Origin of the sequence: Kitasatospora sp. NPDC056800, assembly GCF_042789775.1 — a bacterium.
In the GTDB taxonomy this organism is placed as follows: domain Bacteria; phylum Actinomycetota; class Actinomycetes; order Streptomycetales; family Streptomycetaceae; genus Kitasatospora.
This window is the reverse complement of the sequence record NZ_JBHUAL010000040.1, coordinates 26,911-51,147: the sequence shown is the minus strand read 5'-3', so window position 1 is coordinate 51,147 and position 24,237 is coordinate 26,911. Positions and strand designations below refer to the sequence as shown.

Sequence of the window (24,237 nt, the reverse complement as noted above, 5' to 3'; positions counted from 1 at the left end):
TACTGCAGGGGGGACCCTGTGGGAGAGTAGGACGCCGCCGAACAATTCTTCAGAAGAACCCCCATCCGGGTCCCGGATGGGGGTTCTTCGCGTTTCCGGGCCGGCTGCGGGGCGGAGCGACGGTCAACGCGCGCGGTAGGCCAGAGCTCCCGGCTGGTTGACTCTCCCATCGTGGGAGAGCCGAGAGTGGGGCACATGCACGTCGACGACAGGGTGCTGTGGAGCATCGGAGAGGTCGCGGGGAAGACCGGGCTGTCGGTGAAGCTCATCCGGCACTGGTCCGATCTCGGCCTCGTGCCACCGGCCCGACGCACGGCCGCCGGGTACCGGGTCTACGACGCGGAGTCCGTGGCCCGCCTGGAGCTGGCACGGACGCTGCGGGACCTCGGGCTCGGCCTGCCGGCTATCCGCGAAGTCCTCGACCGGGAGCACACCTTGGCGGAGGTGGCCGCGGTCCACGTCGACGTGCTGGAGACGAGGATCCGCCTGCTGCGCGCGCAACAGGCGGTCCTGCGCTCCGCCGCCCGTCGCGAAACCACTGCCGAAGGACTCGCCTTCATGAACCGCACCGCCCGACTGTCCGCTGCCGAACGCCGGAAGACCATCCACGAGTTCGTGACCGGGACGCTCGCCGGCCTGGACGTACCGACCTACCGCAGCGGCCTGCTGGCCGCCACCCCGGAGCTGCCCGACGACCCCACGGACGCGCAGGTCGACGCCTGGATCGAACTGGGCGAGCTGGTGGCCGATCCCGAACTGCGGGCCGCGATGCGGCGCATGGCGCAGTACGCGGCCGAACACGCCCCCGGCGAGCACGATGACGCCACACTCCAGGAGGCACGGCGGGTCACCGACTACTGGACTGGGCGGGTGGACGAGGCCGTCCGGGACGGGATCGCGCCGGACTCGCCCGCGGCGGAACCCGTTGTCGCGGCCGTCGTCGAGAAGTGGCTCCCCACCCAGGCGCGGACCGTCGACGGGGTCCGCACCGACGGCGCGCCGGCCCGGAGCCTGCTGCTCGAACAACTCGGCATCGTCTCCGTCCCGTGCGTCGAGCGGTACTGGCAGCTGCTCTGCCTCATCAACGGCCAACCGGCGCGGCCGAGTCTGGAGACGGCGGGCAACTGGCTGAAGACCGCCCTGCGTGCCAACCCCGAACCTGGACGCCGCGCCGCCGATCTCGACGCGCTGTACGACTCCGGAGCCGAGGCCTGGGAGCCGGTGGGTCTGATCGCCGCCTGCGAGCGAGTCCTCCAGGCCGTGGGTGACCTCGTCAGCGCCGTCGACCCGAGCCGCCTCGACGGGCCGACACCGTGCGCCGACTGGGACGTCCGCGCCTTGCTGGACCACCTGGTCTGGGAGAACCTGATGTGGGCCGGCCTGGCGGACGGGAGGCCCCGGTCCGATGCCGCCGCGGATCACCTGGGCGGTGATCATGTCGCGGCGTTCCGGACCGCCGCCCAGCGGACGCTCACGGCCTTTCGCCGGCCCGGCATGCTCGACCGGCGGTACGGGCCGGCGCCGGGCCGACGTCTCGTCGAGCAGTTGGTCATCGAAATGCTGGTCCACGGTTGGGACTTGGCCGAAGCCATCGGACACCCGCGCGACCTGGTCCCGGACATTGCGACGGTGGCCATGCCCGTGGTGCGGGAGATCTACGCGGGCCTGCCGCGGACGGAAGGCGGCTCCTTCGCCCCGCCCCGGCCCGCGCCCCACGACGCGACCGCCCTCGACCGCCTGGCCGCCCACCTCGGTCGCGCCGTCGCCTGAGCAACGGCGGTAGCGGACACGGCCCCGCCCGCTCGTCGGGGGCCAACGAGCGGGCGGGGATCAGCGGCAGGGCTCGTGCTCGCTGGTGGGCTCCGCGAACAGCGCTGCGGGTGCTGCGAGTTCGGTCAGTGCCAGCCGGTCCGGTGCGCGATCCACGTCCGGCCGATGGCGGCCATGGAGGCCTGGTAGCCGCGCAGGTACGGCACTCCCGGCGGGGCCGGGAGCCTGGAGTTCAGCTCCCAGTAGCCGGCCTGGGCCACCGCGAAGGAGGTGATCGCGTCCGGCGGGGCGGCAGCCCACGAGGCCACGGGTGCGAGCAGGGCTTCGGCCTGGGCCGGGGTATGGCCCGCGCGGATCAGCTGGGTGACGAGGAAGGCCGGGTCGATCCAGGCGGCGCCCTGGTGGAGGTAGGCCCAGTCGATGGCGAGGGCGTCGTCACCGCGCATGAGCATGTTGTCGGCGCGCAGGTCCGCGTGGAGGAGGCAGACCCCGGCGGATGCGGCGTGCCAGTCGCACTCGACGGCCGCGAGCTGCCCGATGTGCCGGGTGGACCACGGGTCGAGCTCGGCCTGCTGGTCGGCGAGAGCCCGCCAGCTGCGGGAGCCGCCCCCGAGGACGGAGACGATGGACGGGGCGTCGGGGATCGGCGACGGGCTGACCGCCCTGGGGAGTTGGTCGAGCAGCCGGACGACGGCGGGGAGGTCGGCCGACCCGGGGCCGAGGTCGGGGTGGCCGCCGCCGACGTCCTCGAAGGCCATCAGCAGCCATCCGCCGGCCTCCCAGGAGACGAGCATCCTCGGCACGGGGACCTGCCGGGTCAGGCTTCGGTTGATGGCTGCCTCGGCGGCGTACCTCCCGTGGACGGGGTGGTCGGTGGCGGTTCCCTTGAGGAAGACGGCCCGGCCGTCGGCGAGGGTGGCGCGGACCGCCAGGCCGGGGCTGAACCCGCCGGCCTGGGATTGGGCGTTGATGACCGGTGCGCCGAGGTGGGTCTCGACGGACTCCTGTGCCGGGAGGGGGAGTTCATCCCAGGACGGCCTCACGGAGGTCGGGGAGCAGGGATCGTTCGGGGTCACGGTGACTTCCTGCGGCAGAGACAGAGGGCGGGATGGCGGTATCGCCGTCCCGCTCCCGTCGCGTGGTTCAGATGAGGTGGTCGAACTCGCCGGCCTTGGCGCCGAGGAGGAAGGCGCGGAGCTTCGTGGTTGTGGTGGTGACGATGACGGAAGGGTCGTCCGACTCACGGAGGAAGCGGACGTCGTTTCCTTCGGCGGCCAGCTCAACGCACGTGCTGCCGCCATCGGCGTTGCTGAAGGATGACTTCTGCCAGGCCAGGTGGGACATCGGGTGCCTTTCAGTGCTGGAGTTCATAGAGAATGTGTTGAAGGAGCCCCCAGGAGTCGCGAGAGCTGTCACGCCTGGGCTTGCTGGCATCAACAGCAGGTAGTGCGAGATCCCGGGCCTCTTGGAACTTTTGGTGGTACGCCGCCACGTCATCGGGATCGCCAAGGTGGACCGCCCGCTTCGGTCCATCCAGGATGATGGTTGAGAGGTCCGTGCACCCGGGGTCGCAGATCAGGAACGCGCCAGCGTATGGCGCCCTCCCGGGGGCATCGAACGGCAAGATCTCGATCGTGACATTGGGGAGTTCTGCCATGTCTACGAGATGGTGGATCTGGTCGCGCATCACGAGCCTGCCAGCGAATTGCATCCGGAGTGCTGCCTCATGGATGACGTACCGAAACTGTCGCTGCTTGCTGTCGGTCATGATGCGTTGACGTTGTAGGCGGAACTCAACGGCCGTGGCAACGTCCCAACGGCCATCCTTGTAAGCGCCCTTGTAGATGGCCTCGACGTAGCCTGGAACCTGGAGCGTTCCCGGAATGTACAGGGAGTCGAAGACAGCGAAGGATTCTGCTCGGTCTTCGGCCTCTGCCAGGTCCAGGGCGAGAGCCGGAACCCGCCCCTTGAATGCGCTCCACCAGCCCTTCCCGTCACTCGCTCCGAGAGCGTGCAGCAGCGCGATGTAGGTCTCATCCGTGCACCCGTAGCCTTCGAGCAAGACCGAGAGTCGCTCCGGGTCGAGCGCCGTTCGAGCTGCCTCGATGTGGCTCAGCTGCGGGCCCGCGATGCCGATGAGGGCGCCGGCGTCCTTGACCGCCAGGCCTGCGGCCTCGCGCAACCTTCTCAGCTCAGCGCCGAACCGCCGCTGTCGCTCGCTGATTTGGGTCCTGAGTGCCAAGGGGGGTTCCTTCCGTGTCGGGCCAGTCTCCACCCACACGAGTGAGCTTAGCCAAGTTGGGGGAGATATCTCGGCGATCAGGTTGCACGCGTGTGACCGACGGTCCTACTCTCAGTGTTGCACCGATCACATGACGGAGTGTCTGCTTCGTCGATTCCCCTCTTCCTCCCTTGGGGTCTCTCATGCGTGCCTGCAACCTTCCGGACTGGTCCACCGCTCGTTCCGAGCTCTCCGACCTCCTCGTCTCGGCCGGGTGGCGACCGTCCGTCATCTCCGACGCCGAACTCGCCCTCCACGAAGTCTTCGTCAACGCCTGGCGGCACGGGGGCACCCTTGCCCCCATGGTCGTGCTGGCCCTCACCGGCCACCGTCTGCGGGTCTCGGTCGCGGACAACAACCCGATCTTCCCCACCGTCCACCTCCCCACGGACCCGCTCGCCTCCTCCGGCCGGGGCCTCTTCCTCGTCCGTGCCCTCACCCACCGCCTCGGCGCCGAGCCCCGCAAGACGGGCAAGGTCGTCTGGTTCGAACTGGAGGCCTCCGCGTGAACCGTCGCCGCTTCCCCATGCAGCCCACCGACCCCCGCATCCGGGGCTACACCGAGGACCAGGTCCGCATCCTCCTCGCCGAACTCCAGGAGCGCGGCCGCGCGTTCGGCCTGATCTTCCCCTCCGCCACCACGGACACGACCATGGACGGCCGCGTCCTGGTCGCCTTCAACACGGCTCCCGCCTCGACGCTGATGAACCTCCTGACCCTCCTCTTCGACGCCGACCGTGAGCGCTCGTGCGGTTCCTGATCGCCGCCGCCTTCCTCTCCCTCCTCGCCCTGGCGTTCGCCACCGTCGCCCTGGGCGTCGTCACCACGCTCAAGCTTGCAAGGCCCGACCAAGAGGAGACCTGACGTGCCCGACCCCGTCCTCGACCCGGCCGCCGACCCCGACGTCCTCAACGCCCTCGCCGCCACCCACTACGCCGTCGCCGCGGCCTTCAACGCGCTGTTCGGCGTCGCCGTCGCCCCGCCCGTCCCCGACGACTTCGACTGGCCCAAGCTCGAGACCTTCGTCCACGACCTCGGCTTCGCCGCCGACGACTCCGACACCGCCCTCAACCTCTACCGGCTGCTCTTCGCCGTCCAGCGCGTCGCCTACCGCGAGGCCGCCGGCCGTAACTCGCCCTGGCAGGCGACCCGGCTGCACCCCCGGGTCGTTTACGGAGGACCGGGGCCGCAGTAGAGGTTCGTACCGGAGCCACCTGGCAGCATGTCCCCATGGACACAGTGGACTTCGGCGACTTCGGCGACTTCGTCGTTCGGCGCGGCACCGACGCGGACGCGGACGGGCTGACCGGTATCGACTCGGTCGCCCTCGAAGGCGACGAGGAGCGGGCGGCGAGCATCCGGCGATGGTGCCGGCAGGCCCCGGGCCCGGTGCTCGTGGCCGAAGACGCGTCCGGGCTCCTCGGCTACTGCGTCGCCGAGTACACGTTCTTCGAGCAGGGCTTCGTCACGATGCTGATGGTCTCGCCCGCCGCGCGCGGCAGGGGCGTCGGCCGCCGGCTGCTGGACGCCGCGGCGGCCTCCTGCGAGACCCCGAAGCTGTTCACCTCGACCAACGTCTCCAACCAGCCGATGCGACGGCTCCTGCACCGGGCCGGGTGGCAGCCGGTCGGCCTCGTCCAGGGCCTCGACGAGGGTGATCCGGAACTGTTCCACCTGTACCGGCCGCAGGCGTCCCGGCTGGGTCCTCCCTCGCGGACAGCGGCCGAGTCCGAGGCAGCGGCCCGCCTCGACAGCGCCTGGGAGTGGTGGAGCGCCGCCATCGAGGACGCCCAGGAGGGCCACTGGATCCGCACCCCCGTCGAGCGCCGGGTGATGGACGACCTCGCCACCGCGACCGTCGGACTCGGGTACCTGGACCCGTCCGTCGAACTCCCCCTGCGCAAACGCCTCTGCCGCATCGCCACCTGGGCGGGCGCGGTGCGGCTCGCCGCCCGGGCCGGTGGGTGGGAGCTCGCCCCCGTCGCCGGAGCGACCCCGCCCCGCCCGGCGGGGATGGCCGAACTGCTCTCCGCCGTCCACGCGGTGGGGGAGCAGGGCGCGGCCTGGCTGCGGCGGCTCCCCGCCGACGGGCCGCCACCGCCCCGGGCGCTCGCCGGGTGCGAGACCTTCCTGTTCGGCCCGGGCTCGGCGGAGGACCTCCGCCAGTTCTTCTACGACTGAGCGCCCGGAGCACCCCGGAGCCACCCGGCACGGCCGCACCCGTGCACCGGAGCAGTGGACCCGGGTCCGGCTCCTGGACCGCTGGGACATCATGGGCCGAGGCACGGCATCGGCGTTCCTCGGCGTGCGCTCGGGCCACCCGGGCTTCGGCATGATGGCCCTGGACGGCAGCGTGTACGTCGGCGCCTCGACGGGCGAGACCGGCATCGACGTGCTCGCGGTGCGCGACCCGGACCGCTCGGAGAACGTCCTGCGACACCTGGAGTGGATCGCGCGTCACGACGGTCGTTTCTCCAACCGCGAGGAACGACAGCGTGCCGCCGCCTGGCTCGCCGCCCGTTCGCGAGGCCTTCCGGTCCGCTGACTGCGAGGCCGTGCGGGCGCGTGGACACCCCTGTGGTCATTGGAACTTCCACAGCTGGCTCGCGAGGTCGTCGGTGCAGGTGGTCATGGTGATGGGCTTGCCCCGCGCGCCGGCGGTCATGCAGTTGGTGCCGTCGCCCAGGGTGTACCCGCCCGAGGCGGCGGGCTGTACGGTCCACCGGTACGCGAAGTCGAGGCCGTTGCCGAGGGTCACCGCGTTGTTGAAGGGGGCGCCCCTGATCAGGCGGTAGCCTGCGGAGTTGCAGGCGTGGTACTCGTTCCAGTTGTCGTAGCTGACGACCCAGCCGTACTGCGTGGCGCCGCCCAGGACGACCGGGTTGCTCGCGTTCAGGTTGTCGTTGGCCAGCCCGATCGGCAGGCCGGACTGGACACTGATGATGCGCGTCCAGTTGGTTCCGCCGCACTCCGCCGGGCGAGCCGGGGACTCCGGTGGCGGGGTGCTGCCGCCGCCGGGCTGTGCGGTGGTCCCGCCGGGGGAGTTCTGCGGCGGAGGCTGCGGGGCGGGGTTGTTGGTCACCGGGGGTTGCGGGGCGGGGGTGTTGGCCGGTGACTGGCGGGGCTGGGTGCCTCCGTTCTGTCCGGCGGTCGTGCCGCCGCTGTTCGCGCCTCCGCCGTTGCCCGCGTTCGTACCCCCGTTGCCGCCGTTGCCCCCGTTGCCGCCGGAGGAGGCCGGCGGCACGGGCCGTTGCTGCTGCGGCGTCTGCTGGTCGGGGGTGGTCCCCGGCAGCTGGTCGCCCGCCGGGGTGGCGGCCGGGGTCTCGACGGGGGCAGCGGTGTCCGGGACACCGGTGCCCCCGGGCGGCGGGGCGGTCACGGCGGTGGTCGACCGGCTTCCGGGCGCGGCGTCGGCGCTGAACGGGTTGCGGTCGACCAGCAGGGCGCCCGCCGTGCCCAACGAGACGATGACCGGGATGATCACCGGTACCAGCAGGCGGCGCCGCGAGCGGCGGCGGCCGCTCTGCTCGGCCGCCTGCTGAGCGTCCGCCTGGACGACCGGGGACACCTTCACGACCAGTTCGGCCGTGGGGACCGGCTCGCTCCGCGGAGCGGGGCCCGCACCGCCCGTCCTCGGGGCGCTCTTCCACAGCCTGACCGGCCGCTGTGCGGCCTCACCGACCGGCAGTCCGACCGCCGCTCGTGCCGCCGCCGCCATCTCGGCGGCGCTCTCGTACCGGTCCTCCGGCGCCTTCGACAGGGCCTTGGCGACCAGCGCCCGGACGGCCGGCGGGAAGGTGTCCGGCAGCTCCGGCGCCGGCTCGTTGACGTGCTTGTACGCGACCTGCATGGCGCGTCCGCCCTCGAACGGAAGCTTCCCGACCAGCAGTTCGTAACAGACGACCCCCATCGAGTAGAGGTCGGCGGCGGGTGTGACGGGGTTGTCGGGAGAAGGGTCGACCTGTTCGGGGGAGGCGTAGGAGGCGGTGCCGATGAATCCGTTCGACGTGGTGAGTTTGGAGTCGGCGATCGCCAGGGCGAGGCCGAAGTCGGCGACGAGCACGGTGCCGTCCTCGCGCACCAGCAGGTTGGACGGTTTGACGTCGCGGTGGACGATGGCGGACTGGTGGACGGCCTGGAGGGCGTCCAGTGCGGTGGCCACCATGGCCAGGGCCCGCTCGGGCGGCATCGGCCCTTCGTCCTTCTGCACCGCGCTGAGCGGCCGGCCCTCGACCAGGTCCATCACGATGTAGGCGTAGCGCGGGCCGGTGCCGGTGCCCTTCGGGCCGTCGGCGCCGTCCGTACTGTCGGTGCTCTCCGTGCCGTCGGTGCCCTCCGCACCGCTCTCCCCGTAGTCGTGGACGCCCACGACGCCCGGGTGGCCGATTCCGGTGACGGCCTTCGCCTCCCGGCGGAAACGCTCGGTGGCGGTCGGATCCTCCAGCAGGCCCGGGTTGAGCACCTTGACGGCGATGTCCTGTTCCGTGACGGCGTCCCGGGCGCGCCAGACCGTCCCCATCCCGCCACGGCCGAGCTGCTCCAGCAGCCGGTACCGGTGGTTGAGGACGGTGTCCTTGTCGATCATGCCCCTACCCCCTGGTGTGTCATGACCCCGCCCCCGGAAGGGCGTCGGTGCACAGTGTGTGCCAGACGGCGAGGCAGCCTCAATGGTCTTTTTACACACGGGGGTTGAATGTTTCGGAACTGTCGCGCGGGGCGGCTCCGGCCGGGCAGGGGGCCGGATCCCTCAAGGACACCCCGGGGTGCCTGGCTCGTGGCGGAGCAGCGCCGCGCGGCTCCGGCCGGAGGAAAACCGAAGGACAGCCCGGGCCGGTCTCCGGTACGAAGACCTGGTGAGACTGCGAACGAAGATCCACCGGGTGCGGCTCGGCCGGGACGAGTACCGGGTGATCACCCCGGCGCGGCAGACCGCCGGGGCCCTCCTGTACGCCGGCCCGGGCAGCACGTACATGCACCTGCACCTCGACCGGCAGGGCGCCGAGGACCTGGCCACCGCCTGGGCCCTGGCGGCCCGCTCCCGGCACTCCCTGGTGCACCTGCCGCTGCGGGCCAACGCCGGTCCGGCCGGGCTGGGCGACGTCCCGTCCGAGGACCGGCTGGACCTGCTGCTCGTCCACCACAGCCTGGGCTTCCCCGCGTCACGCTGGAAGGAGGTCCGGGCGCGGCTCGGCGCCGGGACGCCGCATACCGTCGACCTGCCGGTGACGGACTTCCCGTCCGACGAGGAGATCGATTACGAACGCCACCACTTCGCCGGTTGGCGGGACCGGCTCCGCTTCTCCGGGGCCGCCCACACGCTGGTGGTCACCGGCAGCCCCACGGCCTTCCGCTGGTCGGGCTCCCAGCTCCACGAGTTCACCCGCGAGGCCCCCGGGTGGCGCTTCGGGTGGCGCCCCGACGAGCACTACTGCATCGAGCTCGACCACGAGGGCTGGGGCTCCGGGCGGGCGGCCAAGGGCGTTCCGGCGAGCCTGCACATCGTCTACGCCCACCGCTGGCAAGCCGGGTGAGCAGGAAGTCGGCCCGGCCGACTTCCTGCTCCGCCCCGCCTCACTCCTTGGGTGCGAGCGGGGTCAGCGGCAGGGCGACCCGGCTCTCCCAGGCCTGCTCCAGTGCGCGGGTGAACGTTTCCGCGGGCTGGGCGCCCGAGACGCCGAGGCGCCGGTCCAGGACGAAGAACGGCACGCCCGTCGCCCCCATGGCGCTCGCCGTGGTCTCGTCCTCGCGCACCGCTTCCGCGTAGGCCTCCGGGTCGGCCAGGACGACCGCGGCCGCCTCGCCGTCCAGCCCGGCCTCGACCGCCAGCTCGACCAGCCGGCCCTCCTCGAAGGCCGACCGCTCCTCGGCGAAGTTCGCCCGGTACAGCGCGTCCAGCAGCTGCCCCTGCCGGCCGTGCTCCTCGGCGAAGTGCAGCAGCCGGTGCATGTCGAAGGAGTTCGCCGCGTCGCGCCCCTCGCGCAGGTACGGCAGGCCCTCGGCGTGCGCGTTCTCGGCGATCCGGGCCTCCGCCGCCTCGGCCTGCTCCAGGCTCATCCCGTACTTGGCGGCGAGCAGCGGTACGACCGGACGGGCCTCGTGCGGCGCCCGCGGGTCCAGCTCGAAGGAGCGGTGGACGACCTCCACCTCCTCGCGGTGCGGGAACGCCGCCAGTGCCTGCTCGAACCGGGCCTTGCCGATGTAGCACCAGGGGCAGTTGATGTCGGTCCAGATCTCCACGCGCACGGCGCCGCACTCCTTCCAGCCTCGCGCGGACCTCCCGCGCCTGCTCCTGCCGGAACGCCTCCGTCCACCTGAATATTTCTCTCACTGAACTATTCGGGCCGGCCGGTCGGCGGCCTCCTGTCTCAGTCCCGGCCCCAGGCCTCGCGCTGGGCGGACACCGTGGGGACGGCGGCGACGGCCTCGGCGTAGCGGCCGCGCCTGTTCAGGATCTCGGCAACCGCCAGGTGGGCCCAGCGCTGGGTGGACGACCGGAGCAGGTCGAGGGCCTCGTCCGTCCGGCCGTCCAGATCCAGCAGCCAGGCCAGCGTGGTGTCCCACTGGCCGGGCTCCCGCTTGTTCAGGGCCCGCGCCTCCGCGATGCCCTCGGCGTAGCGCCCGGCCTTCGCGAGCAGGCGCAGCCGGGTGTGGCCCAGGACGTCGGCATGCGCCTCGACGTACGCGGCGCCGAGGCTGTCCACGAGCTCCAGCCCCGGCTCCGGGCGGCCCGCCCTGATCAGCAGGTCGATCGCCTCGTGGAGGAGGTTCCCTTCGGTGTGCTCGTACGTGGGCCGTCCGACGTCGACGACCTCGTCGAGGCGTCCCTGGCGGGCGAGGAAGGCCATGAGGCGTCGGCGACTGTGCTTGCCGTCCGCGGCAAGGGCCTCGTGGAGGACGGCTTCGGCCTCCCGGACCCGCCCCTGCTCCTCCAGCGCGTCCGCGTACCGGTTCAGGGCGAGCTCCGTGTGCTCGCCGGTGGCCAGCTCGCGCAGCTGCTCGAACCGGCCCTGATCGGCGAGGAGGTCGGCGTACCGCCAGGCGATGCGCGGGACGACCGGCAGGACCGTGCCCAGCAGCCGGATCGCCTCGTCCGCCCGGCCCATGCGCTCCAGGACCCGGCTGTACTTCACCAGCACCTCCGACGGCTGGTGCCGGCACTCGCGCCGACCCCCGGCCGCGGAGCACCGGCAGTCCGCCGCGCCGCCCAGGGCCCGTTCGGCGCACGGGGCGAGCAGCTCCAGGACGCGGGCGTCACGGTTCTCCCCCCTGGTCAGATCGACCAGGGACTCCAGGATCCAGGGCTCCCCGAGGTGGGGCGTGAGCACCTCGATGGCCTCGTCCACCCGCCCGGCCTCCACCAGCGCCCCGGCGAACCAGCGGCAGTCGAACGCCGACTCCAGGCCGGCCGCGTCCGGACGCACCAGCGCCAGCCCCTCCTCGATCCGGCCCTGCCGGACCAGGATCGAGGCGGACTCCCGTACGGCGAACGGCCAGCCGACCGCGACGAACGGCTCCAGCACCGTCAGGGCCCGTTCGAACTCCCCCGCCTCGCACAGCTCACCGACCGCCACCTCGGCGCAGAACCACTCACCGCGGTCCCGTGCGGTCTCGATCAGCAACTCCAACTGCCCCTGTCGGGCCAGGTATTCCGCCATGGCGGGCTCTATCCCGCCGTCGAACTGCCGCTGCCAGGCGAGATCGTCAAGATTCACCGGGCCAGGCTAGGCGACGGGGCGACGTCCTGCCCGGAGATAATCGACGGATGCCCGAAACCTTCGTTGACCTGGGATTCGTCACCGCGCCCTCCGGGGTGGTGGTGCTCGGCATGGCCACCTGGATCGACTACTGGCGGGAGCTGGGGGATCCGTTGCCGGTGCGGGCCGCGGCGGCGGCGAAGACGGGAGGCGGTCACCTGCGGGACGAGGAGTGCGAGGCGGTCGCCGTCCCGGCCGCCGCCGACCGGCCGCTGGCGGTGCGGGCCACCACCGAGCCCTCGGCCTTCGACGAGGAGCCGACGATCGCGACGCTGGAGATCGCCCTCGGCCTGCCCTGGCCGGAGGGTGCGGAGGGCCCGGTACTGCTCGGGGACCTGCCGGTCGACCGGAGCGGCATGGTGGTCGGCGACGCCGTCGGGCTGGACGCGTGGACGAGCCTGGACGACGAACCGGCCGACGGGCTCGCCGACCTCTCCTACTGGGGCCGGTACGAGCAGGAGGCGCACGAGCGGTTCGGCGGCGAGCGGATGCCCTCGTACGAGGGTGACGGGGGCCCGTACGGGTGGCTCGACCTCCCGGTGGCGGAGGCGGTCGCGCTGGAGGCCGAGATCGGCGCCTGGCGGGGCGGCCTGCCCGGCAGGGGAGTGGCCACCTCGGTGGAGAAGCACGTCGACTACTTCACCTTCCGGCGGGCCGGCCTGCACCACCCGCTGCGCGTGGGCGCGATCGAGGTCGGCGGCTGCCAGGTGCTCGGGATCGACTGGTGCCAGGGCGACCACGCGGTCCGGCACCACGGCGGGCGGGACTGGGGCCAGGCCTTCCCGGTCACCCTCGAAGCCGACGGGGCGGGCGGGACGGTCCTGCGCTGGACCATCCCGCCCTACGGCGAGGACGAGGACGAGGGAGACGCCTGAGGGAGGAGGCCCGCCGTGTCCGGCTACGGGGCCGGGACCCAGCCCGGGACGGTGGGCAGCACCGTCTCGGCGAGCCGGGTCAGGGTCGCCTCGTCGGGTGTCAGGCCGTCGTCGCGGAAGACGACGACCTCGAAGGCCCGTCCGCCGGGTGCCGCCGGGTCCTGGGCGACGACGATGTTCCGCGTGGCGGGGCCGAGCTTCCCGCCGGGGATGACCGATGTCGCGTTGGACCAGTAGGTCGCGGCGGGGTGGCCGAGGACGGTGGCCGGCCAGGTGTAGACCCGCCGCATGTCGCGCGTGTCCTCGAGCGAGGTGCTGCTGTCCAGCAGGCTCACGACGGTGTGGGTGAGCCGCACCTCCGCCATGACGTCCGTGCCGAAGGTGATCGGCGCCGGCTGCGCGACGGTGACGCGGTCCTCGGGCGTGCCCAGCAGGGCCGGGAGGTCGGGGCGGTTGAGCGCCGCGCAGAGCGCCGGGTAGCCCGGCTTGTCGGTGGGGCGGGGCGCGGCGCACTCGGCCGGCTTTCCGGGGCCGCCCGGCTCGTGCCCCGGCTTCGGGAGGTGGAGGAACCCCAGCCCCCACAGGCCGCCCAGGAGGGCGACGGCCAGGGCCGCCGCGGCCGCCGTCCGGAGGCCCGGTCGGCCGCCGCGCTTCCGGGCGCCGGTGCCGGTGCCGTCGGCGGTGCCGGTCGTCGCGTCGCCGTCGGTCGTTCCGGCGATGTCGGCGATGTCGGCTGTGTTTGCGGCGTCGGTGGTGTCGGCCGCGTCGGACGCCATTCCTGGATCCCCCCGTTCGAGTGGCCCGCCCCGGGCACCCGAGGGCCCCATGAGCCGGGCCGATGGTAGCGCCGGCCGTGGTGTCGGGCGGATCAGGCCCGGGCCGACCGGTTCTCCGCCGTCGGGTCCCAGAGCCCGGCGGCCTCGCCGCGCTCCAGGTGGTCGGCGTAGACGGCGGTCTTCCAGGCGATCAGTGAGCGGCACTCCTCCAGCTCCCGGATCCGCTCGTCGACCCGTTGCCGGTGGGTGTCGAGCAGCCGCAGCCGTTCGGCCTCGTTGCCCGGGCCCTGCCGGACCAGTTCGGCGAAGCGGCGCAGGTCGGCGAGCGGCATGCCGGACTCGCGGAGCCTGACGCAGATCTCCAGCCACTGCACGTCCAGCACGGCGTACCGCCGCCGCCCGCCCGCCGTGCGCCGCACCGGGCCGACCAGCAGCCCCTCGCGCTCGTAGAAGCGCAGGGCGTGCACGCTGAGCCCGGTGCCCACCTCACCGATGCTGAGTTCCGTCATGGCGTCAGAGCATAGGAAGAACGCGGGAGCCGGACTTGATCTAGACCGCGCTCCACTTCCTACGGTCATCGCCATGACCACCACTCAGCTCCAGCACCAGCACCAGCAGCCGATCGGTTCGCCCTTCTCCGCCGCCACCACCGCCGAGGAGGTCCTGGCGGGCCTCGACCTCTCCGGCCGCACCGCCGTCGTCACCGGCGGCTACTCCGGCCTCGGCCTGGAGACCACCCGGGCGCTGGCCGCCGCCGGGGCCGAGGTGATCGTCCCGGCCCGCCGCCCGGACACCGCCCGCGCCGCGCTCGCCGGAACCGGGAGCCGGATCGTCCCGATGGACCTCGCCGACCCGGCGAGCGTCCGCGCCGCCGCCGGGCTGGTCCGCGAGGCCACGGACCGCCTCGACCTGCTGTTCGCCGTGGCCGGGGTCATGGCCACCCCCGAGCGGCGCGTCGGGCCGGGCTGGGAGGGGCAGTTCGCCGCCAACCACCTCGGGCACTTCCTGCTCGCCTGCGAGCTGTACCCGCTGCTGGCCGCCGCCCCGGACGGCGCCCGCGTCGTCGTCAACAGCTCGGCCGGGCACTTCCTGACGGACATCCGGCGGCACGACCCGCACTTCCGCACCGGCTACGACAAGTGGCTGGCGTACGGCCAGTCCAAGACCGCCAACGCCCTGTTCGCCGTGCACCTCGACGCGCTCGGACGGGCGGACGGCGTCCGGGCGTTCGCGCTCCACCCCGGGAAGATCATCACCGGGCTCCAGCGGGAGATGACCCGGCAGGAGCAGGTCGAGCGCGGCTGGGTGGACGAGCGGGGCACCGTGATCGGCGCGGACTTCAAGTCCCCTTCCCAGGGCGCCGCCACCGGCCTGTGGGCGGCCACCTCGCCGCTGCTCGACGGCCTGGGCGGGCTCTACCTGGAGGACTGCGAGGTCGCGTGCCCCGCCGGTCCGGGCACCCCGATGGACGACGGCGGCGTCCGCCCGTACGCCGTCGACCCGGACGGGGCGGCCCGCCTCTGGGAGCTCTCGCTGGCCGCGACCGGCGCCACCCCGGTGCCCCGCTGAGCCGCCGAACACGGAGCGGGAAGTCGGCCCGGCCGACGTCCCGCTCCACGACGGCCCGGAGGCGTCAGGCGGTCAGCTCGGGGCTCCACGTGACGCCCACGTTCCCGGCGCCCCAGTTGACGATGAGCTGGGTCTGGTAGACGTGGCCCGGGGTGGGGTTGGGGACCTGCGTGCCGACGTAGTGGGACCAGCCGAGCCCGCAGCCCGCCATCGTGTCCCACCGGTAGCCGGTGCTCCGGTCGTACAGGACCAGGTCGACCGTGCAGTTGGAGTTCGCGAAGTTGGTGTACGCGTCGGCGACCAGGGTGCTCCCGTTGACGCTGACGCACGCCTGCTGGGTGCTGCCGTTGCAGCCGCCGCCCGACGCCGCGAACGCGTTGCCCGCGCCGCCGACGGTGAACGTGCCGGCCAGTGCGGCGGTTGCCAGGGCCAGTGTCGACGCCCGTGCGATCCGCTTCGTGATCATTTTCAGCTCCTCGGAGGGGGCCGGCCCCGGTGGCCGGCAGGTGATCACGGTCGGGGTGGGGCGTGGACAAGCGGTCGACGGGCGGTCGACGTTCGATGAACGGGCTGATCGGCCGCACCGGGACCCCGGGCACCGGGCGGCCGAGGCGCCCGTCAGCAGGAGAGGTTGCCGCCGCCCACGTCGGTGCCCAGGACGCCGACGAACTGCTTGAAGAGGTTGATCCGGCTGTTGCGCTGGTCCGGGTTCTTGCCGTCGCACTCCAGCGCGCCGTTGATGGTGCGGATGGTCTCGCCGAAGCCCTTGTTGTTGACGATGGCGTCGTGCGCCGTCATCCGTCCGGCGCCGTTCTGGGTGTTCCAGAACCAGAGCGCGGTCTTCCAGGACGTCGCCGGGTTCTTCTCGACCTGGTACGGGTCGTGCAGCAGGTCGATGCCCAGGGCGTCGCCGGCCGCCTTGTAGTTGAAGTTCCAGCTCAGCTGGAGCGGCCCGCGCCCGTAGTACGCGGACTGCCCGGCCGGACAGCCGTACGGCTGCGAAGTGTCGCAGTAGTGCGGGTAGTTGGCGGTGTTCTGCTCGACGATGTACTTCAGCCCGCCGGTCTCGTGGCTGACGTTGGCCAGGATGGCGGCCGCCTCGCGCTTGCGGGTCGCGGTGTCGCCGGTGGTGGTGAACTTCGGGTAGGCGCCCAGGGCGTCGGTCAGGCCCTTGTACGTGTAGAAGGCGTTCCGGTTCGGGAACATCTTGTTGAACTGGGCCTCGCTCACCACGAAGGAGCCGGCGGCGGAGGCCGGGGCGGTCTGGCCGGCGACGGCGAGGGTGCTGAGCACGGCGGCGGAGGCCGCCAGCGACAGGGTGCGGGAAAGCTTCATCGGTTTCCTCGTTCCTCGGGTTTCCTTGGCGGGGGCGGCACTTCGCTCGCGAGGGCTCGCGACGGCTCGGGACGGTTCGCGGGGACGCGCAGATTCGCGCAAAAGGTCGCAAAGATCCGCGAAGAGTCGCGAAGGGTCTCGACAGCTCGCGAAGGTTCGCGAAGGGCCTCCGCCATCCTGGCGGGCGGAAAGCGTCAAATATGTCCAACGGAGGTCTAAACCACTCGTACGGGTCGTATCCGATCCGGTCGTTGGACGCCGGCCGCCCTCGGGGTGATCGCCGGGCTGTCGGTCGTACCGGATAGCCTCCTTCCGAGTGGGACGGCACAACCGGGGGAGCAGGGGCGCATGAGCGGTCACACCGACGACGAGGGCGCCGAGCGCCTGGCCGCCGAGGGGGAGGTCGCGGTCGCCCGGCTGGCGATCGACTCCGGGGACCTGACGCACGCCGCCGAGCACCTCGGCGACGCGATCCTCGCCGCCCCCCAGCTGCCCGAACTGCACGAGGCGCTGGCCGAGTTGTGCGCCGCGGCGGGCGGCCCGGCGGCGGCCCGCGAGCTGTTCCCGCTGGACGGCCGGGTGTACCTCGGCACGGCGGTCTGCCGGGCCCACGTGGAGGCCGCGGCGGGGGACTGGAACGCCGCCGTCGGACTGCTCGCCTCCGCCATCCAGGCCGAGCCGGCCCGCCCCTGGGCGCACGCCGCCTGGCTCGCCCGCGAGGACCTGCCCGGCCTGGTCGACCCGGACGCCGTCGCCCAGGCGGTGGCCCGCGCGACCGGCGCGCTGCCCGACCCGCTCCCGGCCGAACCGGCCGAAGCCGTACGGCCGTTCCACGACTTCGTGCAGGCCGTGCTGGACCGCCACGGCGACCACGTCCTGCTGCTGGCGATGGCCTCCGGCCTGACCCGCCGGCTCGGCGACACCGCCCGCGCCGTCGAACTCGCCGACCGGGCGCACCGGTCGGCCCCCGGCTACCTGCCCGCCGTGATGCTCGGCAACGCCCTGCGCTCGGCCGGCCGCCCGGAGCAGGCGCTCGCCGTCTGGGAGGCCGAACTGGAGCGGGTCGCCCCGGACCTCGACGACTCCAACAGCTACCTCGCCGTCGACGTCGCCGAGTTGTACGGCGCGCTCGGCCGCCCCGCCGAGGGCCTGCCCTGGCTGGAGCGGGTGCTCGCCGCCGTGCCCGACCACCCCAAGGCCGGCCCGGCCCGGTACGGGCTGCGCCACGCGCTCGACGGCGACCCGGCGCACCTGCTCGCCCTGGCCGACCACCACCGCGCCCACCCCGAACACGGGTACGCCCAGGAGCTGTTGGAGCGGCTGAGCCACCGGGAGCCCTGGCTCGGCTTGGTCTCCGGCGCCACCGAGGCCACCGTCAACGTGCTGCACCAGGTGCTCGCCGCCGCCGACACCAGCCGCGACACCGAGATCGAGTGCACGGCCTCCACCGTGGAGCCGCCCAGCTCGGTGCTGGCCGTCCGGCTCGCGCTGCCGCGCTCCACCGTCCGCTACCAGGCCGTCGGCGAGCCCGACCCCCGGCTGCCGCTGACCGAGCCCACCACCCGGATCTGGGCCTGGGACGGCACCGACCCGCGCCCGGCCGTCGACCCGCCCGCGCCGCAGAGCGCCGAACTCGTCCGGGCCACCGCCGAGATCTTCTGGCCGACCGTCCCCGCCGCCTACGACCACGCCGTCCGGCTGGCCGGACTGCCGCTGGACGACCTGCTCGGCGTCCTGGTCCACCCGCCGGTGCCGCGCGAGGACGAACTCGGCCGCGCCCTGCTCGCCCACCAGCCCGAACTCTGGGTGCGGGCCGTCCAGGTCTTCGCCTGCCTCGGCATCGCCCACCACCGGGCCGACCAGCCCTGGGAGGGCTCCGAGCGCCGCCGGGTGCTGCGCGACCTGCTGCTCGGGCCGGAGGACTGGGTGGTCGAGGCGGCCGGCTTCGCGCTGGTCGCGATCGGCTGGACGCAGCCGCGGACCAGGGCCGACATCGCCGAGCTGCTCCGGCAGCGGCTGCACCACGGCGCCCGGGCCCGCCGCACCCGGGCGGTGACGATCCTGCGCTCGCTGTCCGCGCTGGTGCTCGCCGCGCCCTGGACGTCCGCCGAGGACCGCGCGCTCGCCCGCCACCTGACGGCCCGGGAGGACGCCGCCGATGCGGGGGCGGAGCCGGAGCCACAGGTCGCGGAGCCGCAGGCCCCGGCAGCGGCGGCCGCGGAGGAGGAGCCCCGGCGCGGCCGGCTGCGCCGCCTCTTCGGCCGGGGCTGATCGGCCGGGGCTGAGGCTCAGAGGGCCTAACCCACCCCGGGCAGCGGCTCCTGGTCGACGTCGTACCGGGCGACCCGCTCCGCCGGGTCCCGGCACTCCGGGCCCAGCCGCAGCATCCGCGACTCCGGGTCGTGCAGCGGCCGGTGGCAGCGGCGGCAGGTCACCCGCGGGCGGAGGGTCTGCGCGGTGTCCGTCCCGGGGAGCGTCTCGGGCTCGGCCGGTCCGGAAGGGCCGGGACGGCCGGGAGGGGTGGTCGGGCTGGTCATGGTGAGACGGTAGCCGTCCGCGCCGCCAGGGCCCCCGGCCGGTGCGTGAAACGATGGCCCCATGGCCACCGACCGCAGCAGCGCAGGAGACCCGGCCCGCACCCTGGCCCTGCTCTGGGGGCTCACCGCCGAGGAGAAGCCCGGCCGGCGCGGGCCCCGGCAGGCGCGCTCGACCGGCGAGATCGCCGCCGTCGCGATCGCCCTCGCCGACGCCGAGGGCGTGGACGCCGTCACCATGCGCCGGGTCGCGCAGGAGCTGGGCCTCTCCCCGATGGCGCTCTACACCTACGTGCCGGGCAAGGCCGAGCTGCTCGACCTGATGCTGGACACCGTCTACGCCACGATGCCCCGCAGCACCCCGGCCGGGGAGGGCTGGCGCGCCCGGGTCACCGCCGTCGCGGACGACAACCGGGAGCTGCACCGCGCCCACCCGTGGGTCGCCGCCATCTCCACCAGCCGTCCGCCGCTCGGGCCCGGCCTGATGGCCAAGTACGAGTACGAGCTGCGCGCCTTCGAGGGCACCGGGCTGCCCGACGTCGACCTGGACGCCGCGCTGACCCACCTGCTCGGCTTCGTCCAGACCTGCGCCCGGATGGCCGCCGACGAGCGCGCCGCCCGGCAGGACAGCGCGATGACCGACGAGCAGTGGTGGGCCGCCAACGCCGACCTGCTCGCCCGGGTCTTCGACGCCGAGCGCTACCCGGTCGCCGCCCGGGTCGGGGCCGCGGCCGGCGAGGCGCACGGCGGTGCGTACAGCCCGGACCACGCCTACGCGTTCGGCCTGGCCCGGGTCCTGGACGGGCTCGCCGTCCTCGTCGCGGAGCGGTAGCCGAGGCCGGCAGCCCGCCCGATCGCCGCGGGGAGGCGGCCTCACCGCAGGGCGGCGGCCCGTCCGTCGTACCCCTGGCGCGCCGCCTCGACCTCCGGCACCCGCCGCTCCGACCAGTGCGCCAGTGCCGCGACCAGCTCCGCCGCCTCGCGCCCCAGCGGGGTGAGGCTGTAGTCGACCCGCGGCGGGATCACCGGGTGCGCCTCGCGCAGCACGAAGCCGTCCCGCTCCAGCGTCTGGAGGGTCTGGGCGAGCATCTTCTCGCTGACCCCGGTGACCTTGCGGCGCAGCTCGCTGAACCGGTAGCCGCGCTCGTTCAGCGCGCCCAGGACCAGCACGCCCCAGCGGCTGGTGACGTGCTCCAGCACGCCCCGGGACGGACACATCCGGTCGAAGACGTCGGCGGGTGGCAGCCCGCCGGCCTTCATCTCGCTTACCTTCATGTCAGTACCCTACTTTGAAGTGCGTACTTTCGAAAGGTTAGTGCCACCCCTAGGGTGAGTTCCGAGGCCAGAACCGCAAAACGTAACCCCGAGGAGCTTCACCATGTACGTCGTCACCGGTGCCACCGGCCAGCTCGGCCGTCTCGTCGTCGAGGGCCTGCTGGCCCAGGTCCCCGCGAGCGAGGTGGCCGTCGCCGTCCGCTCCGCCGAGAAGGCCGCCGACCTGGCCGAGCGCGGCGTCGCCGTCCGCGTGGTCGACTACGACAAGCCGGAGACCCTGGCCGGCGCCTTCGCCGAGGGCGACCGGGTGCTGCTGATCTCGGGCAGCGAGGTCGGCCGCCGGATCCCGCAGCACCGGGCCGTCGTGGAGGCCGCCAAGGCCGCCGGGGTCGCGCTGCTCGCCTACACCAGCATCCCCGGCGCGGCCACCTTCCGGCTGGCCGACGAGCACAAGGCGACCGAGGAGCTGATCCTCGCCTCCGGGCTGCCGCACGCGTTCCTGCGCAACGGCTGGTACACCGAGAACTACCTGGGCGACGCGGCCGGCACGGTGGCGCGCGGCGTGGTGCTCGGCAGCGCCGGGGACGGGCGGGTCGCCACCGCCCCGCGCCGGGACTACGCGGACGCGGCGGTCGCCGTCCTGGTCGGCGAGGGCCACGAGGGCCGGGTGTACGAGCTGAGCGGCGACGCCGCGTGGAGCCTGCCCGAGCTGGCCGCCGAGCTGGCGAAGGCCTCCGGCGAGCCGGTCGAGCACCGGGACGTCACCCCGGCCGAGCACCTGGACGCGCTGGTCGGCGCGGGCCTGCCGCAGGGCTTCGCCGAGGCCCTGGTGGACGTGGACGCGGGCATCGCGCGCGGCGAGCTGGCCGGCACCCCGGGCGACCTGGCCCGGCTGATCGGCCGCCCGACCGTCCCGCTGGCCGAGTCCGTCCGTACGGCCCTCGACGCCTGAGGCGACGGCTCCCGGCCCCCGGGGCACCCGCCCTGAGCTCCCGGAACTCCGGACGGGTCCAGCATGCAGGCAATGTCATGACCAAAATCCGGAAACGGAGATGACAGTCGCCCCTCCCGCCCGCTACCGTCGCCATCGACACACGCGCGCGGGAGGGCACTCGGCCATGGCGGGAACAGACCAGCAGGACAACGGCCGGGGCCTCTGGTACGGCGTCGCCGCGTACGGCATCTGGGGCCTCTTCCCCCTGTTCTGGCCGCTGCTGGAGCCGGGAGCCGCGGACGACATCCTGGCCAACCGGATGGTCTGGTCCCTGGTCGCGGTCGTCCTGCTGCTGGTCGCCCAGCGGCACTGGGGCTGGATACGCCCGCTGCTGCGCCAGCCCCGCCGGCTCGCCATGCTGGCCGGCGCGGCCACCGTGATCTCGGTCAACTGGGGCGTCTACATCTGGGCCGTCAACGCCGGCCACGTGGTCGAGACCAGCCTCGGCTACTTCATCAACCCCCTGGTCACCATCGGCTTCGGCGTCCTGGTGCTCAAGGAGCGGCTGCGCGGCGCCCAGTGGACGGCGGTGGGCATCGGCGCCGCCGCCGTCGCGGTGCTGTCCGTCGCGTACGGGCAGCTGCCCTGGATCGCGCTCACCCTGGCGCTCTCCTTCGCCACCTACGGCCTGCTGAAGAAGCAGGTCGGGCTGAGCGGCCTGGAGAGCCTGGCGGCCGAGAGCGCCTTCATGTTCCCGTTCGCCCTCGGCTACCTGGTCTACCTGGAGGTCAGCGGGCGCGGCACCTTCGGGCACACGGTGGCCGGCTCGTACGGCTGGGGGCACTCCGGGCTGCTGATGCTGAGCGGGGTGATCACCGCGATCCCGCTGCTGTTCTTCGGCGCGGCCGCCGTCCGGGTGCCGCTGACGGTGCTCGGCCTGCTGCAGTACCTGGCGCCGGTGTTCCAGTTCCTGATCGGCGTCGCGGTGTTCCACGAGTCCATGCCGCCCGCCCGCTGGGCCGGCTTCGGCCTGGTCTGGGTCGCGCTCGCGCTGCTCACCTGGGACGCGCTGCGCCAGGTGCGGGCCGACCGCGCGGTGCGGGCCGCCGCGGCGGTGCCGCAGCCCGCCCCCGTGGCGGCGGCCACCCCCGCGGCCGCCCCGGAGGCCGTCACGCGCTGATGTCCCGGCTGGTGAAGCGGGACCAGGCCGCCGAGCCGAACACGGCGACGTAGGCGGCTTGGAGGCCGAGGTCCTTCAGCACCCCGTCCCAGTACATCGGCGCCCGCAGCAGGTCAGCGAAGCTCAGCCAGTAGTGGGAGAACAGGAACGGGCTGACGGCGTGCAGCTGCGGGAAGACGTCCAGGATCTGGACGGTGACCACCAGCCCGACGGTCGCGGCCATCGCCGCGATGCCGCTGCCGGTGAGCGTGGAGACGAACAGCCCGATCGCCACCAGCCCGGCCAGTGAGGCCGCGACCACCAGCGCCACCAGCAGCGCGCGCAGCAGCGCGTCGCCGAGGCCGATGGTGTCCCCGGAGATCAGCGTGACCCGGCCGAGCGGGAAGAGCAGGGCACCCGCGGCCAGCGCCGTCACCGCGACCGCCGCCGTGGCCGCCAGGCAGAACACCAGCCCGGCGGTGAACTTGGCGGCCAGCAGCCTGGTCCGCCCGGCCGGGGCGACCAGCAGGTAGCGCAGCGTCCCGGCGGCCGACTCGCCCGCCACCGAGTCCCCGGCGACCACGCCGACCGTCATCGGCAGGAAGACCGGCAGCGCGACCGCGAGCGCCGTGAAGACCAGGAACAGCCCGTTCTGCGTGGTCTGCGCGATGAAGCTCGGACCGCCGCCGCCCTGGTGCGGGCTGTCCGTGTTGAGCTTGACCACCACCCCGATCAGGATCGGCAGCGCCGCCAGGATGCCCAGCAGCACCTTGGTGCGCATCCGGCGGAAGGTCAGGTGCAGCTCGCTGCGGAACAGCGCCAGGAACCCGGACGCCGTCTGCGGCCGCCGGCCGGTCGTCAACGGCAGCGTCCCGCCCTCGGCCGGTGCCTCAGCCCGCGACATCGAAGCCCTCCCCGGTCAGCGCCACGAAGGCGTCCTCCAACGTGCCCCGCTCCAGCCCGAAGCCGTGCACCCGCACCCCGGCCCCGACCAGCGCCGCGCACAGCCTGGGCAGCGCCTCCTCGTCCAGGACGCCCGGCTCGCCGTCCACCCGGTCCTCGCCGGGCACCAGGGCGGTGACCCGGTGGGCCGCCAGCACCTCCGCGGCCCGCGCCACGTCCGGGGTGCGGACCACCAGCCGGCCCTGCGCCCGGGCGGCCAGCTCGGCGACGGTGCCCTGCACCACCAGCCGGCCCCGGGACATCACCGCGGCATGGGTGCAGACCTGCTCGATCTCGTCCAGCAGGTGCGAGGAGAGGAACACCGTGGTGCCCTCCGCCGCGACCTCCCGGACCAGCGTCCGGATCTCCCGCATGCCCTGCGGGTCCAGCCCGTTGGTCGGCTCGTCCAGCACCAGCAGCTCGCGCGGCTGGAGCAGCGCGGAGGCCAGGCCCAGGCGCTGCTTCATGCCCAGCGAGTACGCGCGGGCCTTCTTGCCCGCCGCGGCGCTCAGACCGACCCGGTCCAGGGCCGTGTCGACGCGCCGGCGGCGGGTGCGCGGGTCGGCGGTCGGGTCGGCGGCGTCGAAGCGCACCAGGTTGTCCCGTCCGGTGAGGAAGCCGTACAGGGCCGGGCCCTCGATCAGCGCGCCCACCCGGGGCAGCACGGTGGCGACGGACTGCGGCATCGACTCGCCGAGGACGGTGGCCGCGCCCGAGGTGGGGGCGATCAGGCCCATCAGCATCCGGATGGTGGTGGTCTTGCCGGAGCCGTTGGGGCCCAGGAAGCCGAAGACGGAGCCGCGCGGCACGGAGAGGTCCAGGCCGTCCACGGCGAGCTGGCCGCCGCGGAAGCGCTTGGTCAGGCCGCGGGTCCGGATGACGTCGTCGGAAGCCGAAGGAGTGGGAGTCGAAAGAGCGGTAGGAGCGGTAGGAGCGGTAGGAGCGGGCACGGGCGCGGGGGCCGGGCGCGACGCGGCGCCCGGACCCCCGGCCGGCTCCGTAACGTCCCCCGTTACGGGAGCCTGGGTCATCC

Annotated in this window: 27 protein-coding genes; 13 read left to right on the top strand and 14 right to left on the bottom strand. The window is 73.4% G+C overall.

The features are described 5' to 3' along the window. Window positions 1-195: 195 nt before the first annotated feature. Complete coding sequence (locus ACFRQN_RS12285) at window positions 196-1,770, top strand: TIGR03086 family metal-binding protein (protein ID WP_380740113.1); 1,575 nt, start codon at window positions 196-198, stop codon at window positions 1,768-1,770. 125 nt (window positions 1,771-1,895) lie between these two features. On the opposite strand, the gene ACFRQN_RS12280 is transcribed toward ACFRQN_RS12285, so the two are convergent. The 3 genes from ACFRQN_RS12280 to ACFRQN_RS12270 all read right to left on the bottom strand — a co-directional run bounded on the left by ACFRQN_RS12280 (window position 1,896) and on the right by ACFRQN_RS12270 (window position 4,012). Next, window positions 1,896-2,846 (bottom strand): phosphotransferase, encoded by a 951-nt coding sequence (locus ACFRQN_RS12280; RefSeq protein WP_380740111.1) that lies wholly within the window; start codon window positions 2,844-2,846, stop codon window positions 1,896-1,898. Between the two features lie 67 nt (window positions 2,847-2,913). Then, on the bottom strand, window positions 2,914-3,141 hold the full coding sequence (locus tag ACFRQN_RS12275; RefSeq protein WP_380740109.1) for a DUF397 domain-containing protein: 228 nt from the start codon (window positions 3,139-3,141) through the stop codon (window positions 2,914-2,916). After that, window positions 3,125-4,012, bottom strand: coding sequence for a helix-turn-helix domain-containing protein (locus ACFRQN_RS12270; protein WP_380740107.1), 888 nt, complete (start codon window positions 4,010-4,012; stop codon window positions 3,125-3,127). Before ACFRQN_RS12270 ends, ACFRQN_RS12275 begins: the two co-directional genes overlap by 17 nt. Window positions 4,013-4,194: 182 nt before the next feature. Here ACFRQN_RS12270 and ACFRQN_RS12265 point away from each other — a divergent pair, with 182 nt between their 5' ends. From ACFRQN_RS12265 to ACFRQN_RS12245, 5 genes are all read left to right on the top strand, one after another. Beyond that, window positions 4,195-4,560, top strand: coding sequence for an ATP-binding protein (locus tag ACFRQN_RS12265; RefSeq protein WP_380740105.1), 366 nt, complete (start codon window positions 4,195-4,197; stop codon window positions 4,558-4,560). Beyond that, entirely contained in the window at window positions 4,557-4,811 is a 255-nt protein-coding gene (locus tag ACFRQN_RS12260) for a hypothetical protein (protein ID WP_049653135.1), read from the top strand. The genes ACFRQN_RS12265 and ACFRQN_RS12260 overlap by 4 nt, the downstream gene beginning before the upstream one ends. 105 nt (window positions 4,812-4,916) lie before the next feature. Then, window positions 4,917-5,246, top strand: coding sequence for a hypothetical protein (locus tag ACFRQN_RS12255; RefSeq protein WP_380740103.1), 330 nt, complete (start codon window positions 4,917-4,919; stop codon window positions 5,244-5,246). A 35-nt stretch (window positions 5,247-5,281) separates the two neighbouring features. Continuing rightward, the gene (locus ACFRQN_RS12250) at window positions 5,282-6,232 is read left to right on the top strand and encodes a GNAT family N-acetyltransferase (RefSeq protein WP_380740101.1); all 951 of its coding nucleotides are present in this window, start codon (window positions 5,282-5,284) and stop codon (window positions 6,230-6,232) included. A gap of 91 nt (window positions 6,233-6,323) precedes the next feature. Next, window positions 6,324-6,596, top strand: coding sequence for a hypothetical protein (locus ACFRQN_RS12245; RefSeq protein WP_380740099.1), 273 nt, complete (start codon window positions 6,324-6,326; stop codon window positions 6,594-6,596). A 36-nt stretch (window positions 6,597-6,632) separates the two neighbouring features. On the opposite strand, the gene ACFRQN_RS12240 is transcribed toward ACFRQN_RS12245, so the two are convergent. Continuing rightward, window positions 6,633-8,636, bottom strand: a complete 2,004-nt coding sequence (locus ACFRQN_RS12240; protein WP_380740097.1) for a serine/threonine protein kinase — start codon at window positions 8,634-8,636, stop codon at window positions 6,633-6,635. Between the two features lie 268 nt (window positions 8,637-8,904). On the opposite strand from ACFRQN_RS12240, the gene ACFRQN_RS12235 reads away from it, so the two are divergent. Then, a complete protein-coding gene (locus ACFRQN_RS12235) occupies window positions 8,905-9,582 on the top strand; it encodes a hypothetical protein (protein ID WP_380740095.1) in 678 nt (225 codons plus the stop codon). Between the two features lie 40 nt (window positions 9,583-9,622). Here ACFRQN_RS12235 and ACFRQN_RS12230 read toward each other — a convergent pair whose 3' ends face one another. Together ACFRQN_RS12230 and ACFRQN_RS12225 are read right to left on the bottom strand one after the other, a co-directional pair. Then, window positions 9,623-10,294 carry a DsbA family oxidoreductase gene (locus tag ACFRQN_RS12230; protein WP_380740093.1) on the bottom strand — a complete coding sequence of 224 codons (672 nt, stop codon included), beginning with the start codon at window positions 10,292-10,294 and terminating at the stop codon, window positions 9,623-9,625. Window positions 10,295-10,416: 122 nt separating this feature from the next. Next, the gene (locus ACFRQN_RS12225) at window positions 10,417-11,763 is read right to left on the bottom strand and encodes a hypothetical protein (protein WP_380740091.1); all 1,347 of its coding nucleotides are present in this window, start codon (window positions 11,761-11,763) and stop codon (window positions 10,417-10,419) included. A 50-nt stretch (window positions 11,764-11,813) separates the two neighbouring features. On the opposite strand from ACFRQN_RS12225, the gene ACFRQN_RS12220 reads away from it, so the two are divergent. Next, window positions 11,814-12,680 carry a hypothetical protein gene (locus ACFRQN_RS12220; RefSeq protein WP_380740089.1) on the top strand — a complete coding sequence of 289 codons (867 nt, stop codon included), beginning with the start codon at window positions 11,814-11,816 and terminating at the stop codon, window positions 12,678-12,680. 23 nt (window positions 12,681-12,703) lie between these two features. Here ACFRQN_RS12220 and ACFRQN_RS12215 read toward each other — a convergent pair whose 3' ends face one another. Together ACFRQN_RS12215 and ACFRQN_RS12210 are read right to left on the bottom strand one after the other, a co-directional pair. Next, on the bottom strand, window positions 12,704-13,456 hold the full coding sequence (locus ACFRQN_RS12215) for a DUF6215 domain-containing protein (RefSeq protein ID WP_380740087.1): 753 nt from the start codon (window positions 13,454-13,456) through the stop codon (window positions 12,704-12,706). A 92-nt stretch (window positions 13,457-13,548) separates the two neighbouring features. Further along, on the bottom strand, window positions 13,549-13,965 hold the full coding sequence (locus ACFRQN_RS12210) for a MerR family transcriptional regulator (protein ID WP_380740085.1): 417 nt from the start codon (window positions 13,963-13,965) through the stop codon (window positions 13,549-13,551). 73 nt (window positions 13,966-14,038) lie between these two features. On the opposite strand from ACFRQN_RS12210, the gene ACFRQN_RS12205 reads away from it, so the two are divergent. Then, window positions 14,039-15,025: an oxidoreductase gene (locus ACFRQN_RS12205; RefSeq protein ID WP_380740083.1), complete on the top strand. Its 987-nt coding sequence runs from the start codon at window positions 14,039-14,041 to the stop codon at window positions 15,023-15,025. A gap of 64 nt (window positions 15,026-15,089) precedes the next feature. On the opposite strand, the gene ACFRQN_RS12200 is transcribed toward ACFRQN_RS12205, so the two are convergent. Together ACFRQN_RS12200 and ACFRQN_RS12195 are read right to left on the bottom strand one after the other, a co-directional pair. Continuing rightward, complete coding sequence (locus ACFRQN_RS12200) at window positions 15,090-15,491, bottom strand: hypothetical protein (RefSeq protein ID WP_049658920.1); 402 nt, start codon at window positions 15,489-15,491, stop codon at window positions 15,090-15,092. A 152-nt stretch (window positions 15,492-15,643) separates the two neighbouring features. Next, on the bottom strand, window positions 15,644-16,360 hold the full coding sequence (locus tag ACFRQN_RS12195) for a chitinase (RefSeq protein WP_074001248.1): 717 nt from the start codon (window positions 16,358-16,360) through the stop codon (window positions 15,644-15,646). 348 nt (window positions 16,361-16,708) lie between these two features. On the opposite strand from ACFRQN_RS12195, the gene ACFRQN_RS12190 reads away from it, so the two are divergent. Next, window positions 16,709-18,631 carry a hypothetical protein gene (locus ACFRQN_RS12190; protein ID WP_380740081.1) on the top strand — a complete coding sequence of 641 codons (1,923 nt, stop codon included), beginning with the start codon at window positions 16,709-16,711 and terminating at the stop codon, window positions 18,629-18,631. Between the two features lie 26 nt (window positions 18,632-18,657). Here the strand turns inward: ACFRQN_RS12190 and ACFRQN_RS12185 are convergent, their stop codons facing one another. Continuing rightward, window positions 18,658-18,897, bottom strand: coding sequence for a DUF6011 domain-containing protein (locus ACFRQN_RS12185; protein ID WP_049659733.1), 240 nt, complete (start codon window positions 18,895-18,897; stop codon window positions 18,658-18,660). A gap of 61 nt (window positions 18,898-18,958) precedes the next feature. On the opposite strand from ACFRQN_RS12185, the gene ACFRQN_RS12180 reads away from it, so the two are divergent. Further along, on the top strand, window positions 18,959-19,726 hold the full coding sequence (locus tag ACFRQN_RS12180; RefSeq protein WP_380740078.1) for a TetR/AcrR family transcriptional regulator: 768 nt from the start codon (window positions 18,959-18,961) through the stop codon (window positions 19,724-19,726). Between the two features lie 41 nt (window positions 19,727-19,767). On the opposite strand, the gene ACFRQN_RS12175 is transcribed toward ACFRQN_RS12180, so the two are convergent. Then, a complete protein-coding gene (locus tag ACFRQN_RS12175) occupies window positions 19,768-20,169 on the bottom strand; it encodes a helix-turn-helix domain-containing protein (RefSeq protein ID WP_074001251.1) in 402 nt (133 codons plus the stop codon). 103 nt (window positions 20,170-20,272) lie between these two features. Here ACFRQN_RS12175 and ACFRQN_RS12170 point away from each other — a divergent pair, with 103 nt between their 5' ends. Both ACFRQN_RS12170 and rarD read left to right on the top strand, forming a co-directional pair. Beyond that, window positions 20,273-21,121, top strand: coding sequence for an SDR family oxidoreductase (locus ACFRQN_RS12170; protein ID WP_380740076.1), 849 nt, complete (start codon window positions 20,273-20,275; stop codon window positions 21,119-21,121). Between the two features lie 166 nt (window positions 21,122-21,287). Further along, window positions 21,288-22,283, top strand: a complete 996-nt coding sequence (gene rarD / locus ACFRQN_RS12165) for an EamA family transporter RarD (protein WP_380740074.1) — start codon at window positions 21,288-21,290, stop codon at window positions 22,281-22,283. Here the strand turns inward: rarD and ACFRQN_RS12160 are convergent. After that, window positions 22,273-23,166, bottom strand: coding sequence for an ABC transporter permease (locus ACFRQN_RS12160; RefSeq protein WP_380740072.1), 894 nt, complete (start codon window positions 23,164-23,166; stop codon window positions 22,273-22,275). The genes rarD and ACFRQN_RS12160 overlap by 11 nt on opposite strands. Then, window positions 23,153-24,235 carry an ABC transporter ATP-binding protein gene (locus ACFRQN_RS12155; protein ID WP_380740070.1) on the bottom strand — a complete coding sequence of 361 codons (1,083 nt, stop codon included), beginning with the start codon at window positions 24,233-24,235 and terminating at the stop codon, window positions 23,153-23,155. The genes ACFRQN_RS12160 and ACFRQN_RS12155 overlap by 14 nt, the downstream gene beginning before the upstream one ends. Window positions 24,236-24,237 lie beyond the last annotated feature (2 nt).

What these genes read in the sequence shown, in the direction of transcription:
- ACFRQN_RS12250 (WP_380740101.1), top strand. Translation starts at nt 5,282, where the DNA reads ATGGACACAGTGGACTTCGGCGACTTCGGCGACTTCGTCGTTCGGCGC.
- ACFRQN_RS12205 (WP_380740083.1), top strand. Translation starts at nt 14,039, where the DNA reads ATGACCACCACTCAGCTCCAGCACCAGCACCAGCAGCCGATCGGTTCG.
- ACFRQN_RS12240 (WP_380740097.1), bottom strand. Translation starts at nt 8,636, where the DNA reads ATGATCGACAAGGACACCGTCCTCAACCACCGGTACCGGCTGCTGGAG.
- ACFRQN_RS12160 (WP_380740072.1), bottom strand. Translation starts at nt 23,166, where the DNA reads ATGTCGCGGGCTGAGGCACCGGCCGAGGGCGGGACGCTGCCGTTGACG.
- ACFRQN_RS12285 (WP_380740113.1), top strand. Translation starts at nt 196, where the DNA reads ATGCACGTCGACGACAGGGTGCTGTGGAGCATCGGAGAGGTCGCGGGG.
- ACFRQN_RS12215 (WP_380740087.1), bottom strand. Translation starts at nt 13,456, where the DNA reads ATGGCGTCCGACGCGGCCGACACCACCGACGCCGCAAACACAGCCGAC.
- ACFRQN_RS12170 (WP_380740076.1), top strand. Translation starts at nt 20,273, where the DNA reads ATGTACGTCGTCACCGGTGCCACCGGCCAGCTCGGCCGTCTCGTCGTC.
- ACFRQN_RS12220 (WP_380740089.1), top strand. Translation starts at nt 11,814, where the DNA reads ATGCCCGAAACCTTCGTTGACCTGGGATTCGTCACCGCGCCCTCCGGG.
- ACFRQN_RS12155 (WP_380740070.1), bottom strand. Translation starts at nt 24,235, where the DNA reads ATGACCCAGGCTCCCGTAACGGGGGACGTTACGGAGCCGGCCGGGGGT.
- ACFRQN_RS12195 (WP_074001248.1), bottom strand. Translation starts at nt 16,360, where the DNA reads ATGAAGCTTTCCCGCACCCTGTCGCTGGCGGCCTCCGCCGCCGTGCTC.
- ACFRQN_RS12180 (WP_380740078.1), top strand. Translation starts at nt 18,959, where the DNA reads ATGGCCACCGACCGCAGCAGCGCAGGAGACCCGGCCCGCACCCTGGCC.
- ACFRQN_RS12275 (WP_380740109.1), bottom strand. Translation starts at nt 3,141, where the DNA reads ATGAACTCCAGCACTGAAAGGCACCCGATGTCCCACCTGGCCTGGCAG.
- ACFRQN_RS12200 (WP_049658920.1), bottom strand. Translation starts at nt 15,491, where the DNA reads ATGATCACGAAGCGGATCGCACGGGCGTCGACACTGGCCCTGGCAACC.
- ACFRQN_RS12265 (WP_380740105.1), top strand. Translation starts at nt 4,195, where the DNA reads ATGCGTGCCTGCAACCTTCCGGACTGGTCCACCGCTCGTTCCGAGCTC.
- ACFRQN_RS12185 (WP_049659733.1), bottom strand. Translation starts at nt 18,897, where the DNA reads ATGACCAGCCCGACCACCCCTCCCGGCCGTCCCGGCCCTTCCGGACCG.
- ACFRQN_RS12190 (WP_380740081.1), top strand. Translation starts at nt 16,709, where the DNA reads ATGAGCGGTCACACCGACGACGAGGGCGCCGAGCGCCTGGCCGCCGAG.
- ACFRQN_RS12175 (WP_074001251.1), bottom strand. Translation starts at nt 20,169, where the DNA reads ATGAAGGTAAGCGAGATGAAGGCCGGCGGGCTGCCACCCGCCGACGTC.
- ACFRQN_RS12210 (WP_380740085.1), bottom strand. Translation starts at nt 13,965, where the DNA reads ATGACGGAACTCAGCATCGGTGAGGTGGGCACCGGGCTCAGCGTGCAC.
- ACFRQN_RS12245 (WP_380740099.1), top strand. Translation starts at nt 6,324, where the DNA reads ATGGGCCGAGGCACGGCATCGGCGTTCCTCGGCGTGCGCTCGGGCCAC.
- rarD (WP_380740074.1), top strand. Translation starts at nt 21,288, where the DNA reads ATGGCGGGAACAGACCAGCAGGACAACGGCCGGGGCCTCTGGTACGGC.